At 74.4% G+C, this 15,622-nt stretch carries 13 protein-coding genes; all 13 read left to right on the top strand.

Going from position 1 to position 15,622, the window contains the following annotated elements:
- Positions 1-120 precede the first annotated feature (120 nt).
- The 13 genes from dhaK (at position 121) to FIC82_RS13960 (ending at position 15,575) form a co-directional block, all read left to right on the top strand.
- Entirely contained in the window at positions 121-1,116 is a 996-nt protein-coding gene (gene dhaK / locus FIC82_RS14020) for a dihydroxyacetone kinase subunit DhaK (RefSeq protein WP_168731890.1), read from the top strand.
- Between the two features lie 67 nt (positions 1,117-1,183).
- Entirely contained in the window at positions 1,184-1,828 is a 645-nt protein-coding gene (dhaL, locus tag FIC82_RS14015) for a dihydroxyacetone kinase subunit DhaL (RefSeq protein WP_154798936.1), read from the top strand.
- Complete coding sequence (gene dhaM, locus FIC82_RS14010; protein WP_253691181.1) at positions 1,825-2,562, top strand: dihydroxyacetone kinase phosphoryl donor subunit DhaM; 738 nt, start codon at positions 1,825-1,827, stop codon at positions 2,560-2,562. The genes dhaL and dhaM overlap by 4 nt, the downstream gene beginning before the upstream one ends.
- A gap of 64 nt (positions 2,563-2,626) precedes the next feature.
- Positions 2,627-3,322 (top strand): TetR/AcrR family transcriptional regulator, encoded by a 696-nt coding sequence (locus FIC82_RS14005; RefSeq protein WP_154798935.1) that lies wholly within the window; start codon positions 2,627-2,629, stop codon positions 3,320-3,322.
- A gap of 116 nt (positions 3,323-3,438) precedes the next feature.
- Entirely contained in the window at positions 3,439-5,163 is a 1,725-nt protein-coding gene (locus FIC82_RS14000) for an MDR family MFS transporter (protein ID WP_154798934.1), read from the top strand.
- Between the two features lie 4 nt (positions 5,164-5,167).
- The gene (locus tag FIC82_RS13995) at positions 5,168-5,662 is read left to right on the top strand and encodes a DUF4233 domain-containing protein (RefSeq protein ID WP_336240040.1); all 495 of its coding nucleotides are present in this window, start codon (positions 5,168-5,170) and stop codon (positions 5,660-5,662) included.
- 78 nt (positions 5,663-5,740) lie between these two features.
- Positions 5,741-6,193 carry a nucleoside-diphosphate kinase gene (gene ndk / locus FIC82_RS13990; protein WP_154798932.1) on the top strand — a complete coding sequence of 151 codons (453 nt, stop codon included), beginning with the start codon at positions 5,741-5,743 and terminating at the stop codon, positions 6,191-6,193.
- Between the two features lie 249 nt (positions 6,194-6,442).
- Positions 6,443-10,000, top strand: a complete 3,558-nt coding sequence (gene smc, locus FIC82_RS13985; protein WP_171445710.1) for a chromosome segregation protein SMC — start codon at positions 6,443-6,445, stop codon at positions 9,998-10,000.
- A gap of 149 nt (positions 10,001-10,149) precedes the next feature.
- Entirely contained in the window at positions 10,150-10,527 is a 378-nt protein-coding gene (locus FIC82_RS13980) for a hypothetical protein (protein WP_154798931.1), read from the top strand.
- Positions 10,528-10,642: 115 nt separating this feature from the next.
- Complete coding sequence (gene ftsY, locus FIC82_RS13975; RefSeq protein ID WP_168731889.1) at positions 10,643-11,821, top strand: signal recognition particle-docking protein FtsY; 1,179 nt, start codon at positions 10,643-10,645, stop codon at positions 11,819-11,821.
- Positions 11,822-12,047: 226 nt separating this feature from the next.
- Positions 12,048-13,361, top strand: a complete 1,314-nt coding sequence (locus tag FIC82_RS13970; RefSeq protein WP_154798930.1) for an ammonium transporter — start codon at positions 12,048-12,050, stop codon at positions 13,359-13,361.
- Positions 13,358-13,696 (top strand): P-II family nitrogen regulator, encoded by a 339-nt coding sequence (locus FIC82_RS13965; RefSeq protein WP_154798929.1) that lies wholly within the window; start codon positions 13,358-13,360, stop codon positions 13,694-13,696. The genes FIC82_RS13970 and FIC82_RS13965 overlap by 4 nt, the downstream gene beginning before the upstream one ends.
- A gap of 16 nt (positions 13,697-13,712) precedes the next feature.
- Positions 13,713-15,575, top strand: coding sequence for a [protein-PII] uridylyltransferase (locus FIC82_RS13960; RefSeq protein ID WP_154798928.1), 1,863 nt, complete (start codon positions 13,713-13,715; stop codon positions 15,573-15,575).
- The last annotated feature ends 47 nt before the right edge of the window (positions 15,576-15,622 follow it).

Genomic DNA, 15,622 nt, shown 5'->3' with positions numbered 1-15,622 from the left:
GGACACCTCGCGGCCCGCTGCGCCCGGGTGTTTGATGGAGGCGACGACGGCACGGGCGCGCCGGGCGGGGGTCGTCGGCGTCCGGGTCCCCGGACGCACGGACCGATGGAGGGATGACCGGTGAAGAAGCTGCTCAACGATCCCCAGGACGCGGTGTCGGAGTCCCTGGAGGGCTTCGGCCAGGCGCACGCCGACCTCGTGGAGGTGCACCTCGCGCCGCCGTACGTCTCGCGGGCCGGGGGCGCCGTCCCCGGCAAGGTCGGACTCGTCTCGGGCGGTGGCTCGGGGCACGAGCCGCTGCACGCGGGCTTCGTCGGGGCGGGCATGCTCGACGCCGCGGTCCCCGGAGCGGTGTTCACCTCGCCGACGCCGGACCAGATCGTCCCGGCGATCCTCGGCGCCGACTCGGGCGCGGGCGTCCTCGCCATCGTGAAGAACTACACGGGCGACGTGCTGAACTTCGAGACGGCGGTCGAGCTGGTCGAGGCCGAGGGCACGCAGGTCACGAGCATCCTCGTCAACGACGACGTCGCGGTCGAGGACTCGCTGTACACGGCGGGCCGCCGCGGCGTCGCGGGCACGGTCGCGGTCGAGAAGATCGCCGGTGCCGCGGCCGAGCGGGGCGACGACCTGGGCGCGGTGACCGAGATCGCGGGGCGCGTCGTCGCGAACGTGCGCTCGATGGGCGTCGCGCTCACGGCGTGCACGGTCCCGCACGTCGGCAAGCCGAGCTTCGACCTGGGCGACGACGAGGTGGAGATCGGGATCGGCATCCACGGCGAGCCCGGACGCCACCGCATCCCGCTCGCGTCGGCCGACGAGATCACGCAGCGTCTCGTCGACCCGGTGGCGGACGACCTGGGCCTCGGGGACGGCGAGGACGTGTTGCTGTTCGTTAACGGAATGGGCGGTACGCCGTTGTCCGAGCTGTACGTCGTCTATCGTCAGGCGAGGAGGCTGCTCGAGGGGCGCGGCGTACGGGTGACGCGCTCGCTCGTCGGCAACTACGTCACGTCGCTGGAGATGCAGGGTGCGTCGGTCACCGTGCTGCGCCTGGACGACGAGCTCACCGCCCTGTGGGACGCTCCCGTCCACACGGCTGCGCTGCGCTGGTGAGGCGGTGCCCGTTCGTGCAGTCTCCGAGCCGGCGGACCGCCGGCTCGACGGCGAGGAGAGGTGGGGCATGACGCTGGACGTGGCCTGGGCGGACCGGTGGACGCGGCTGAGCGCTGAGCGCATCGCGGCGGCACGGGACGAGCTGACCGAGCTGGACCGTCAGATCGGTGACGGCGACCACGGCGAGAACCTGGACCGGGGGTTCCGCGCGGTGGTCGCCAAGCTGGACGGGTCGGCGGGCGAGGAGCAGCCGCCGGGCCAGATCGGTGACGTGCTCAAGCTGGTCGCCACGACCCTCATGTCCTCCGTGGGGGGCGCGTCGGGGCCGCTGTACGGCACCGCGTACCTCCGGGCGGCGAAGGTGACCGGGCTGCAGGAGCTCGACGCGCACGGCGTCGTCGCGCTCCTGGAGGGCGCGCTCGAGGGCATCACGGCACGGGGCAAGGCGCAGGTCGGCGAGAAGACGATGGTGGACGCGTGGCAGCCCGCCGTGGACGCGGCCGAGGCGGCCGCCGACGCGGGCGCCTCGACCGCCGACGTGCTGGCGGCGGCGGCCGCGGCGGCTCGTCAGGGGGCGGCGGCGACCGTCCCGCTCGTCGCGACCAAGGGCCGCGCGAGCTACCTCGGCGAGCGCAGCGCCGGCCACCAGGACCCGGGGGCGACCTCGACCGCGATCCTGCTCGAGGCCGCGCGCGACGCGGCGACGGCGTGAGCGGCGAGGCCGCGCCGGTCGGTGCGCGCGCACGGGTGGCGCTGGTCCTCGTCTCGCACTCGCAGCGGCTCGCAGAAGGTGCCGTCGAGCTCTCGGCGCAGATGGCCCCGGGCGTGCTCCTGCTCGCGGCGGGCGGGACGGACGACGGCGGGCTCGGCACGAGCTACGACCGGGTGTCGGCGGCGCTCGAGGAGGCGCTGGGTGTCGCGGACGGCGTGGTCGTGCTCGCAGACCTCGGGTCGGCCGTGATGACCGTCGAGTCCGTCCTCGACATGGAGGACGGGTTCGACGGCAGGGTGCGGCTCGCGGACGCCCCGTTCGTCGAGGGGTCCGTCGCGGCGGCGGTGACCGCCCACGGCGGCGGCGACGTCGCCGAGGTGCTGGCGTCCGCCGAGCACGCGGGCGGCACGTTCGCGGTCGCGGCCGGACCTCCGGCGGGCGACGGTCCCACGACCGAGCCGACGGCCCCCGCGGCCGGGGCCGCGCGCGCCGTCGTCACGCTGCGCAACCCCCTGGGCCTGCACGCGCGCCCTGCCGCGGTGCTCGCCCGGCTCGTCGCCGGGTTCGACGCGACGGTGGCGATCGACGGGGTCAACGGCGCGAGCGTGCTCGAGCTCATGAAGCTGGGCGCGACGGGCGGCCAGGAGCTCACCGTGACCGGGGAGGGGCCGCAGGCCGCCGACGCCGTGCGTGCGGTGGTCGAGGCCGTGGAGGGCGGGTTCGGCGAGGTCTGACGGTCGCGGTGTGACGACGGTCACGCGGCATTGCAGTTGATGCAAAATTGCATGGGATGCAAGAATGCTTCCCGTGCCCACGACTCTGCCTGACGTGCCCGCTCGCCCCTCACCGGCCGGGCGGACCGCGGCACGCCTCGCCCCGTCGCCCGACGGCCTGCGCGAGCGCAAGAAGCGCGCGCGACGGGAGGCGCTCGTCGAGGCGGCGCAGACGCTCGTCCTGCAGCGCGGTCTCGACACGGTGACCGTCGAGGACATCTGCGCCGAGGTCGGGGTCTCACCCCGCACGTTCTTCAACTACTTCCCCTCCAAGGACGACGCGGTGCTCGGCCTCGAGGACCTCGCCGTCCGTCCGGAGGTCGTGGCGACCTTCGTCCAGGGCGGGCCCAGCGGGGCGCTGCTCGACGACCTCGAGGTCGTCGTGGCCGACGTGCTCGCGCAGCAGGTCGTCACGCCCGAGCGCATGGCGCGCACCCTCGAGCTCGTCCAGCGCGAGCCGCACCTCGTCGCCCGTCACGTCGCCTGGGTCGAGGGCCACCGCGCCGAGCTCGTCGAGATGTTCGTCGCCCGGCGCGCGGTCCGGCCGTTCGTCCCCGACCCCGAGCTCCTGGCCCTGGTGGTCATGAGCCTGCTGCGCGCGAGCACGCTCGAGTGGCAGCAGCGCGACCGCGTGGGCGAGCCCGTGGACCACCTGCCGGGCGTCGTCGACCAGCTCCGCGCGCTCCTGACGGACACGCGCGGCCCCGAACCCGTGGGCTAGCCGCACGGCCCGCAGGTCCACCGCACCACCAGCACCACCGCCTCACCAGCTCCCCACCCGACGACGGGCCGCGCCCGTCGGCGCGCGCCCGCCCGTCCCGACCGAACCGGATCCTCATGGCCTCCACCACCGCAGCACCCGTCGACGGCGGCAAGCCGCTCGTCGTGCTCACCCCGCGCACCGTGTGGGTGATCTTCGGCGCGCTCATGGCGTCGATGTTCCTGTCCTCCCTCGACCAGTCGATCGTCGGCACCGCGATGCCGACGATCGTCGGCGAGCTCCACGGCGTCGAGCACCAGGGCTGGGTCATCACGGCCTACATCCTGGCGATCGCGATCGTCATGCCCCTCTACGGCAAGTTCGGCGACCTCTGGGGTCGTCGCTGGCCGTTCCTCGTCGCGATCGGGCTCTTCACGATCGCGTCCGCCGGCGCCGGGTTCGCGCAGTCGTTCCCCGAGCTCGTCGCCTGGCGCGGCGTGCAGGGCCTCGGCGGCGGTGGGCTCATGATCCTGTCGCAGGCGATCATCGCGGACATCGTCCCCGCCAAGGACCGCGGCAAGTACATGGGCCCGATGGGCGCCCTGTTCGGCATCGCGGCCGTCATCGGCCCGCTCCTGGGCGGCTGGTTCACCGAGGGCCCCGGCTGGCGCTGGGCGTTCTGGATCAACGTCCCGATCGGCGTCGCGGCGTTCGTCGTCGCGTGGGTCGCGCTCAAGCTCCCGTCGCACCGCTCCGGCCGCAAGATCGACGTCGCCGGCATCTTCTTCCTCGTCGTCGCCACCTCCGGCATCGTGCTCGTCACGAGCTGGGAGTCGCTCACCAGCTCGCGCGGCTACGACTGGTCCGACCCCTGGCTCCTGGGCCTCGTGGCCGCGGTGGTCGTGTCGATCGCGATGTTCGTCGTGGTGGAGAACCGCGCCGAGGAGCCGCTGCTCCCGCTGCACCTCTTCAAGAACCGGACCTTCACGATCGCGACCCTCATCGGCCTCGTGCTCGGCATGGGCATGTTCTCGGCGCTCGCCTTCCTGCCCACGTTCCTCCAGATGTCGACCGGCGCGGGGGTGACCGAGTCCGGGTTCCTCATGCTGCCGATGATGGTCGGCGTCATGATCACGGCGATCGGGTCCGGTATCGCGATCACCAAGACCGGTCGCTACAAGATCTACCCGGTCCTCGGTCTCGCGATCACCGCGGCGGGCATGGTCTGGCTCACGCGCATCACCGGCGACATGTCGATGTGGCTCTTCGGCGCGATGATCTTCGTCATGGGCGCCGGCATGGGCCTCGTCATGCAGACGATCGTCCTCGCGGTGCAGAACTCGGTCGACCCGCACGAGATCGGGACGGCCACGAGCGCCAACAACTTCTTCCGCGAGATCGGCGCCGCCGTCGGGACGGCGCTGTTCAGCACCATCTTCACGTCGCGCCTCGCCGACAACCTCGAGGGCGTCTTCGCCGGGCTCCCCGCGGGCTCGGCCCCGGCCGGGGCCGAGGGCTCCTCGCTCACGCCGGAGATGGTGCAGCAGCTCCCCGAGCCGGTCCACACGGGCGTCGTCGACGCGTTCACCGACGCGCTCGCCCCCGCCTTCTGGTACCTCGTCCCGCTCGTGCTCGTCGGGTTCGTCCTCGCGCTCTTCCTGCGTGAGGTCAAGCTCTCCGACGTCGCGGGCATGGTCGCGCGCGGCGAGGCCGTCGCGGACCACGGCGACCTCGTCGAGGACGCTCCTGCGCCGGATGCGGGTGCCGAGGGCACGGGCGCCGTGGCCGTGGCCGCGGGCGCTCCGGGGGTCGGCGACGACCGCCCGGACCACCGGGAGCGCGACGGCGCGCCGGTATCCTGACCGGGTGAGCACCCCGTCGTCCCAGCCCGCCGCGCAGCCGTCCCGCCACGGCCGCGCGGCGGGCCCGGTGCGCCCGTCCCCGGGCGACCGCATCAAGCCCAAGAAGCCCGCGAAGGCCCAGTTCGCGTCGACCACGCTGCTGCTCGAGGCGTTCCTCGTGGTGTTCGCCACGCTCGTCGCCTACGGACTGCGGGACGTGCCCTACTCGCGCGGACCGCTCGAGCTCCCGAGCGCGACGTCCATCTGGCTCGTCGGCGGCGCGCTCGCCGTCGTCCTCGTCGTCCTCTCGCGCATGGTCGGCACGCCCGGCGGCTACGTCGCCGGGTCGGTCGTCCAGGTCCCGGTGCTCGCGTTCGGCCTCGTCGTGCCCATGATGTTCCTCGTGGGCGGGCTCTTCGTCGTCCTGTGGATCGTCTCGATCCGGCTCGGCGGGCGCATCGACCGCGAGCGCGCCGCGTACGACGCCGAGCACCCCGAGACCGCGCCCAACGCCGACTGAGGTCCGGTTCGCCGGCGCCTCGCGCCGGTGCTGGTCACGGCGTCCCGCACACCGGTGCGGCCGGTAGGCTCGGCGACCATGACCGACGTCGCACCCGCACTGACCGAGACCATCGAGCGCACCCTCATCCTCGTCAAGCCCGACGGCGTCCGCCGCGGCCTGTCCGGCGAGGTCCTGCGCCGCGTCGAGGCCAAGGGCTACACGCTCGCCGCCGTGCGCCTGCTCGACGCGACGCCCGAGCTGCTCGCCGCGCACTACGCCGAGCACGAGGGCAAGCCCTTCTACCAGCCGCTCGTCGACTTCATGCTCTCGGGCAAGGTGCTCGCGGTCGTCGCCGAGGGCCAGGGCGTCATCCCCGGCTTCCGCTCGCTCGCCGGCGCGACCAACCCGACCGAGGCGCTGCCCGGCACGATCCGCGGCGACCTCGGCCGCGACTGGGGCCTCAAGGTCCAGCAGAACCTCGTCCACGGGTCCGACTCGCCCGAGTCCGCCGCGCGCGAGGTCGCGCTCTGGTTCCCCGAGCTCGGCTGACACGAGCCGGACCGCCCGTCTCCGTCGTGGGGCGGGCGGTCTCGCGTTCTCGCCTCCGCCGACACCTGCGCGAGGGGCGGGTCGGGTCTACCATCCGCCCGCTCGTCCCTCGCGGCTCACGGCTCGTTTCGTCATGACCCGCCACGACCCGCCCCGCCCCTCGCTCCGGCGTCGGCTCGCCGGCCGGCTCGCCACGACCGGTCCCGGACGTCCGCAGGATCGTGGGAGCGCCGCACTAGGCTCGGGTGCGTGCACCTCAAGACCCTGACGCTGCGCGGCTTCAAGTCGTTCGCGTCCGCGACGACGCTGAGCTTCGAGCCCGGGGTCACGTGCGTCGTCGGGCCGAACGGCTCGGGCAAGTCCAACGTCGTCGACGCGCTCGCGTGGGTCATGGGGGAGCAGGGCGCCAAGACCCTGCGCGGCGGCAAGATGGAGGACGTCATCTTCGCCGGGACGGCGGGGCGGCCGCCGCTCGGCCGTGCCGAGGTCGCCCTGACGATCGACAACACCGACGGCGCGCTGCCGATCGACTACACCGAGGTGACGATCTCCCGCACGCTGTTCCGCAGCGGCGGTTCCGAGTACGCGATCAACGGCTCCGCGTGCCGCCTGCTCGACATCCAGGACCTGCTCTCCGACTCCGGCCTCGGGCGCGAGATGCACGTGATCGTCGGGCAGGGTCAGCTCGACGCCGTCCTGCGCGCGACGCCCGAGGACCGGCGCGGCTTCGTCGAGGAGGCCGCGGGTGTCCTCAAGCACCGCAAGCGCAAGGAGAAGGCGCTCCGCAAGCTCGACGCGATGCAGGCCAACCTCACGCGCCTCGCCGACCTCACGACGGAGATCCGGCGCCAGCTCGGCCCCCTGGGCCGCCAGGCCGAGATCGCCCGCAAGGCCGCGACGATCCAGGCGGACCTGCGCGACGCGCGCGCCCGCCTGCTCGCGGACGACCTCGCTCAGCTCACCGCGACCCTGGAGCAGGAGATCGCCGACGAGGCGGCGCTGCGGGCGCAGCAGAGCGAGGTCGAGCGCGCGCTCGCGGCGGCGCGCGACACGCTCGGCCGGCTCGAGCGCGAGGCCGCCGACGCGGCGCCCGCGCTCGGCGCGGCCACAGACGTCTGGTTCCGGATCTCGTCCCTGCGCGAGCGCCTGCGCGGCACGCAGACGCTCGCGGAGGAGCGCGTGCGCCTGCTCGGTCGCCCGGAGCCCGCCCAGCGCGGCCAGGACCCCGACGAGCTCGAGGCCCAGGCCGAGCGCGTGCGCGCGACCGAGGCCGAGCTCGAGGCGGAGGTAGCCCGCGCGCGGGACGCGCTCGGGTCGGCGGTGGCGGACCGGGAGGACGCCGAGCGGTCGGCGGGGGACGCGGAGCGGGCCGTCGCGACCCTGCTGCGCGGTGCCGCGGACCGGCGCGAGGGCCTCGCGCGCCTCGCGGGCCAGGTGGCCGCGCAGCGGACCCGGGTCGAAGCCGCGGAGGCGGAGATCGGGCGGCTCCGCGAGTCGCTGGCCGAGGCCGAGCACCGGGGTACGCAGGCACGCACCGACTTCGCGGTGCTGGAGACCCAGGTGGTCGGCGCCGAGGAGGGCGAGGAGGGCCTCGACGCCGAGCACGAGGCCGCCGCCGACGAGGTCGAGCGGACGACGTCCGCCGTGCGGGAGCTGGAGGACGCGGCCTCCGCCGCGGACCAGGAGCGCGCCACGTGGAGCGCGCGGATCGAGGCCCTGGAGCTGAGCCTGGACCGCAAGGACGGCGCCGGTGCGCTGCTCGCTGCGGACGGCGTCGGGGTCGTGGGATCCCTCGCGGCGCTCCTCGGCGTCGAGGCCGGGTACGAGGACGCCGTGGCCGCGGCGCTCGGCCCCGCCGCGGACGCCGTCGCCGTCGAGTCGGTGGACGCCGCCGTCGACGCGCTGCGCTACCTGCGCACCGAGGACGCCGGTCGCGCGGGGCTGGTCGTGGCCGCCGACGCGACGGACGGTGACGCGCACGGCGACGTCGCGTTGCCAGACGGCGCACGCTGGGCCGTCGACGTCGTGACGGCGGGCGGGGGCGTCGGCCGCGCGGTGCGTGGGCTGCTGAGGGACGTCGCCGTCGTCGAGGACCTCGCGGAGGCCCGTGCTCTCGTCGCCCGGCACCCGGCCGTCGCGGTCGTGACGCGCGGCGGCGACCTCCTGGCGACGACGCGCGCGTGGGGCGGGTCGGCGTCCGCGCCGAGCGTGCTGCACCTGCAGTCCGCGCTCGACGAGGCGCGCACCGCTCACGACGACGCCGCGGCGCGCGGCGAGCGCGCGCGCTTCGCCCTCGTGGGCGCGCGCGACGCGGCGCAGCAGGCTCGCGCCCGTCACGACGACACCCTGGACCGGCTCAACGAGTCGGACGCCCAGCTCGCGGCCGTCGCGGAGCAGCTCGGGCACCTCGGGGCGACGGCCCGCTCCGCCGCCGCGGAGGCGGAGCGGGTGCGCGCCTCGCTCGAGCGCGCGTCGCAGGGGCTCGACGACGCCCGCGAGACGCTCGCGGGACTCGTGGAGCGGCTCGACGGCGCGGAGGCGGCGCCGGAGCAGTCGGAGGAGGCGGTCGCCGACGCGACGGCGGAGCGCGACCGTCACCTCGCGCTCGCCTCGGCGGCGCGGACGGCGGAGACGGAGGCGCGCCTCGCGCTGCGCACGAGCGAGGAGCGCGCGCGTGCCGTGGCCGGCCGTGCGCAGGCGCTCGCCCGGGCGGCCGCAGCGGAGCGCGAGGCGCGCGAGCGGGCGGCGCGGCGGGAGGCCGCGCGCGTGCGGCAGGCCGAGCGCGCGTCGGCCGTCCGCGACGGCGCGGTGCGCGCGCTGGACGCGGTCGACCGGTCGCTCGCGCGGGCGGGCGCCGAGCGCGACGCCGCCGAGGCAGCGCGGGCCGAGCGCGACGCCGCCGTGACCGGTGCCCGGCGCGAGGTCGACGACCTCGCGTCCCGTCTGCGTGAGCTGACCGACGTCGCGCACCGGGACGAGGTCGCGCGCGCGCAGCAGCAGCTGCGCATCGAGCAGCTCCAGGCCCGCAGCGTCGACGAGCTCGGACTCGACCCGGCGGTCCTCGTCGAGGAGTTCGGGCCGCACCGCGACGTCCCCGTCCCGTCCGAGGACGACGCGCCGCGCACCGTGCCCTACGACCGCGCGACCCAGGAGAAGCGGCTCCGCGCCGCCGAACGCGACCTCGGCCGGCTCGGCAAGGTGAACCCGCTCGCGCTCGAGGAGTTCGCAGCTCTCGAGGAGCGGCACAAGTTCCTCGCGGACCAGCTCGCCGACCTCAAGAAGTCGCGCTCCGACCTCCTGGAGATCGTCAAGGAGATCGACGAGCGCGTCGAGCGCGTCTTCACGGACGCCTACCGCGACACCGCGGAGCAGTTCGAGCGGGTCTTCGCGCGCATGTTCCCCGGCGGCGAGGGCCAGCTGGTGCTCACGGACCCGGACGACATGCTCACGACCGGGATCGAGGTCGAGGCGCGACCGGCGGGCAAGAAGGTCAAGCGGCTCTCCCTGCTCTCCGGCGGCGAGCGCTCGCTCACGGCGGTCGCGCTGCTCGTGGCGATCTTCAAGGCGCGCCCCTCGCCGTTCTACGTCATGGACGAGGTCGAGGCGGCGCTCGACGACGTCAACCTCGGCCGCCTCCTCGAGATCTTCCGCGAGCTCCAGGAGGACTCGCAGCTCATCGTCATCACCCACCAGAAGCGCACGATGGAGATCGCCGACGCCCTCTACGGCGTGACGATGCGCGGCGACGGCGTGACGACGGTCATCAGCCAGCGGATGAGCGACGCGCACGAGGAGATCCCTGTGTGAGAGGACTCACGCCCGTCCGGGGTGCGCTCGTGACCTGGGTGGACACCGCAGGAACGTTGGAATTCCGGGCCTTGTGAAGATGTGGTGCCGATCGGACGACCCGGCGTGGCAGGGGTCGCGGCACGCGGGTCGACCCGGATACTGGACCCATGGTCTGGATGTTCGTGTGGCTGGGGCTCACGCTCGGCGTCGCCGCTGTCGTGTTCCTGTTCGCGAGCGTCGTCGCGCGCTCGGAGGCCCAGTCCACGGCCGCGCAGGGTGACCGCTCCGACGAGGGGATGCGCGCGTTCTGGCGCGACTTCCGCTCGGGGCTGCGCCGACGCAGGCGTCGTGGTGGCCTGGACGCGCACCACGTCGGGACCGTGCGCATGCCCCGACCCGTCGACACGAGCATCGACGACTTCTTCACCGCGACCGAGGTGACGTCCAACGCGTACGTCGACGCCGAGGAGCTCACCGACGTCCTGCACCGCGCGCGTGCGCGCGTGCGCCCGCTGCACACGGGGGAGCGTCCTCCCCAGGCGTGACCACTGCGCGACCTCGTCGTGCTCACCGCTGGACGCGGTGCGCGTCGCTCGGCCGCGGACCCGGTGAGCGCGGCTCGGCCGCGTGGCGTCCGTCGTCGTCTGAGAGACTTCCGGGGTGAACGACCTCCTCCCGCTCTGGATCGTCCTCGGCGTCCTGCTCGTCGTCGGCCTCGTCACCCTCGGGACCGTGTCGGTCCGCCGACGCCGACGCGACGTCGTCGAGCCCCCGCCCGCCGCACCGGTCGAGCCCCCCGAGAGCCGTGAGCCCGCGGGTGCGCCCCCGGGCACGGCGACCGAGGGCCCGCCCGTGGCGGAGGAGGTTCCCGCGGCGGCACCGGCGGTCGAGCGTCCCGAGCCGGTCGGGGGGCGCCTGGTCCGGCTCCGCGAGCGGCTCGCCCGGTCCGGTTCGCCGCTCGGAGCCCGGCTTCTCTCCGTCCTGTCGCGCGACCACCTCACCGAGGAGGACTGGGACGAGCTCGAGGAGACGCTCCTGCTCGCGGACGTGGGCGCCGGTCCTGCCGGCGAGCTCATCGACGCGCTGCGCACCAAGGTCCGCGTCCTCGGGGTCCGGGACGCCGCGAGCGTGCGCGACCTGCTGCGGACGGAGCTCGTCGCGCTCGTGGACCCGTCGCTCGACCGGTCGCTCGCGACCTCGCCCCGCGCCGGGGAGGACGGGTCCCCGGTCCCGGCCGTCGTGCTCGTCGTCGGCGTGAACGGCACCGGCAAGACCACCACCGTGGGCAAGCTCGCGCGCGTGCTCGTCGCGGAGGACCGCAGCGTCGTGCTCGGCGCGGCGGACACGTTCCGGGCCGCGGCGGCGGACCAGCTCGAGACCTGGGGCTCGCGCGTGGGCGTGCCGACGGTGCGGTCGGACCGTGACGGTGCGGACCCCGCGGCGGTCGCGTTCGACGCCGTGCGCCGGGGGCGGACGGAGGGTGCGGACGTCGTGCTCGTCGACACCGCCGGGCGCCTCCAGAACAAGCAGGGCCTCATGGACGAGCTGGGCAAGATCCGGCGCGTCATCACCAAGGAGGCCCCGCTGTCGGAGGTGCTCCTCGTCCTCGACGCGACGACGGGGCAGAACGGCCTCAACCAGGCGCGCGTGTTCGGCGAGGTCGCCGGCGTCACGGGCATCGTCCTGACCAAGCTCGACGGCACCGCGCGCGGAGGCATCGTCGTCGCGGTCCAGCGCGAGCTCGGGGTCCCGGTGAAGCTCGTCGGCCTCGGGGAGGGTCCGGACGACCTCGCCCCGTTCGACGCGGAGCAGTTCGTCGACGGCCTCCTCGGCGACTGACGTGCGACCCCGGCCGTCGTCCCGGCGGGTCACGGTCGTGTCACGCTGCGATCACGAACGTGTCGCGATCCGGACGCCACGCGGACCCTCCACGCGGGTGAAACGGAACGTTTACGTCCGAGGAGCCCTTGTCACACCCGCGTAACACGACGACACCGCGGGGGAAACCCGCCCGCACCACCGTAGTCCCCGACCGGCCGCCCGGCTGGCGAGGGGAGATGATCCGATGGAGTGGGACACCGGGGCAACCGCGTGGATGCTGACCTCAGCATCCCTCGTGCTCTTGATGACGCCCGGACTGGCGTTCTTCTACGGCGGCATGGTCCGTGCCAAGTCCGTGCTGAACATGATGATGATGTCGTTCGGCGCGATGGCCGTCGTGGGCGTCGTCTACGTGCTGTGGGGCTGGTCGATGTCCTACGGCGAGGCCGGGACGGGTGGCCTGGTCGCCAACCCGTTCGCGCAGTTCGGCCTCTCGGGGGCGATCACCGACGCTGACGGCAGCGCCGTGGCGAGCACGCTCGGCAACTACCCGAACGTGGTGGACATCGCGTTCCAGGTGACGTTCGCGATCATCACGGTCGCGCTCATCTCGGGGGCGCTGGCCGACCGCGTGAAGTTCGGCACCTGGCTCGCCTTCACGGCGGTCTGGGTCACGGTCACGTACTTCCCGCTCGCCCACATGGTGTGGGGCGGCGGCTTCCTCTCGGGCAACGAGAACGGTCTCGCGGCGATGATCTTCGGGGTGACCGACGGCGCCGCCACGGTCGCACCGATCGACTTCGCGGGCGGCACGGTCGTCCACATCAACGCCGGTGTCGCTGCCCTCGTGCTCGCGATCCTCATCGGCAAGCGCAAGGGCTTCGGCAAGGAGCCCATGCGGCCGCACAACCTGCCGTTCGTCATGCTCGGCGCCGCCCTCCTGTGGTTCGGCTGGTTCGGCTTCAACGCGGGCTCGGCCTTCGGGGCCAACGAGACCGCCGGGCTCGCCTGGGTCAACACGACGAGCGCCACCGCGGCGGGCATCATCGGCTGGCTCCTCACGGAGAAGATCCGCGACGGCCACGCGACGTCGCTCGGTGCGGCGTCCGGCGTGGTCGCCGGCCTCGTCGCGATCACCCCGGCGGCCGGTGCCCTCAACCCGGTCACGTCGATCGTCCTGGGCCTCGTCGCCGGTGCGCTCTCCGCGCTCGCGGTCGGCCTCAAGTACCGGTTCGGCTACGACGACTCGCTCGACGTCGTCGGCGTCCACCTGGTCTCCGGCCTCTGGGGTACCGTCGCGATCGGCTTCCTCGCCACCGACACGGGCCTGTTCTTCGGCGGCGGCGCGCAGCAGCTCGTCGTGCAGATCCTCATCGCGCTCGTCGCCATCGTGTTCTCGGCGGCCACCACGCTCGTCATCGGCCTGATCCTCAAGGTCACGATGGGCTGGCGGGTCAGCGAGGACGCCGAGGTCGGCGGCATCGACCTCGCGGTCCACGGCGAGACGGCGTACGAGTCCATCCAGCAGGGCAGCGTCATCAAGGAGGTGCGGGCATGAAGCTCGTCACGGGAATCATCCAGCCGCACCGGCTCGACGACGTGAAGTCGGCGCTCGAGGCCGCGGGCGTGCGGGGCATGACGGTCAGCGAGGCCAGCGGGTACGGGCGCCAGAAGGGCCACACCGAGGTCTACCGCGGCGCCGAGTACACGGTGGACCTCGTCCCCAAGGTCCGCATCGAGGTCCTCGTCGACGACGCGGACGCCACGGCGGTCACCGAGGTCATCGTCAAGGCCGCGCAGACCGGCAAGATCGGTGACGGCAAGGTCTGGACGGTCCCGGTGGACGACGTCGCCCGTGTGCGCACGGGCGAGCACGGCCCCGGCGCCCTGTGAGGCGACGGACCATCGGATGACCGACCACGCCGACACCCCGACCACGGGCGGGGTCGCAGGGGGATCGGCGGGGCGCCTCGGGCAGCAGCCGGGCGAGCAGAGCGCGGAGGTCCCGCACCCCGAGGGGGTGCGGGACCTCCGCGCGCGGATGCTCGACGTCGCGCGGTCCATGAGCGGGCCGGGCCGCAGCGGGGTCGCGCGCCGCGCCGCCGTCGTCGACCTCGTGACCTCGTCGCTGCAGGGCCTCTGGCGCGAGGCGACCGACGGCGTCGCCCCCGACGGCATCGCGCTCGCCGCCGTGGGCAGCCTCGGCCGGGGCGACATGGGGCCCGCGAGCGACCTCGACCTCGTCCTCGTCCACGACGGCCGCAACCACACGGCGGACGACGTCGCCCGGGTCGCCGAGCGACTGTGGTACCCGCTCTGGGATGCCGGCGTCGACCTCGACCACTCCGTGCGCTCGCTCTCGCAGTGCCGACAGGTGGCGTCCAAGGACGTGCCCGCGGCCGTCGGCTGGCTCGACGTCCGCGCGGTGGCCGGCGACGCGGTCGTCGTGCACCGGGCGTCGTCCGCGGTCCTCACCGACTGGCGCTCCGCGTCGCGCCGCCGCCTGCCCGACCTGCTCTCCTCGACGCGCGAGCGTGCCGAGCGGTCCGGCGAGCTCGCCTACCTCATCGAGCCAGACCTCAAGGAGTCGCGCGGGGGGATCCGGGACGCCGTCGTGCTGTCGGCCCTGGCGGCGACGTGGCTCACGGACCGCCCGCACGGCTCGGTCGACCGCGCGCACGCGCACCTGCTGGACGTCCGGGACACCCTGCAGGTCGTCACGGGACGGCACACGAGCCGGCTCCTGCTGGCCGACCTCGACGAGGTCGCCGCGCTGTCCGGGTTCGACGACCCCGACGAGCTGCTCGCGAGCCTCGCCGCGGCGGGCCGCGAGATCTCCTACGCGCTCGACACGACCGTCCGGCGCGCACGCCAGGCCCTCCAGCGGCCGTCGGTCGCCCGGCGTCCCGTCCTGGTCCGCGGACGCCGGACGGCGCCCCGGCTCCGGTCCGTCGGGGACGGGCTCGTCGAGCACGACGGCGAGCTCGTGCTCGCGGTGGACGCGCACCCGGAGGCGGACCCGCTGCTGTCCCTGCGTGCCGCGGCGACCGCCGCGCGGACGGGCCTGACGCTCTCGCCGGTCTCCGTCGCGAGCCTCGCCCAGTGCCCGCCCCTGCCCGAGCCGTGGCCGCGCGCCGCGCGCTCGGCCTTCCTCTCCCTGCTGGGCTCCGGGCAGGCGCAGGTCGCGGTGTGGGAGGCGCTCGACCTCGCCGGGGTCGTGACCACGTGGATCCCCGAGTGGGCCGGTGTGCGGAACCGGCCCCAGCGCGCCGCCGTGCACCGCCACACCGTGGACCGGCACCTCGTCGAGGTCGTCGCCCGGGCCGCGCGGAGCCGCAAGGACGTCGCGCGCTCGGACCTGCTCCTGCTGTCCGCGGTGCTCCACGACATCGGCAAGCGCGCGGGCGCGGTCGACCACTCCGTCGAGGGCGCGCGGCTCGTGCCCGCGATCCTCGGCCGGATGGGCTTCGAGCCCGACGTGGTGTCGGACGTCCAGACGCTCGTGCTCCACCACCTGACGCTGTCCCGCCTCGCCGTGAGCGAGGACCCCGACGACCCGGCGACGGTCGACGAGCTCGCCGTCGCCGTCGACCATCGCGCCGACCTGCTCGAGGTGCTGCGGGCGCTCACCGAGGCCGACGCGTCGTCGCTCGGCCCGAGCGCGTGGACCGCGTGGCGGGCTCGTCTCGTCGACGACCTCGTCGGCGAGACGCTGCGCGTGCTGAGGGCCGTGCCGAGGGACGTGCCGGGGGACGCAGCGGCTCCCGGGTAGGCTGGACCCTCGCGGACGGCCCGTCCTCTGCCAGCGTGTGCCCGGCC

The organism is Cellulosimicrobium protaetiae (assembly GCF_009708005.2).
Lineage (GTDB): Bacteria > Actinomycetota > Actinomycetes > Actinomycetales > Cellulomonadaceae > Cellulosimicrobium > Cellulosimicrobium protaetiae.
This window is presented reverse-complemented; position numbering and strand designations above follow the sequence as displayed.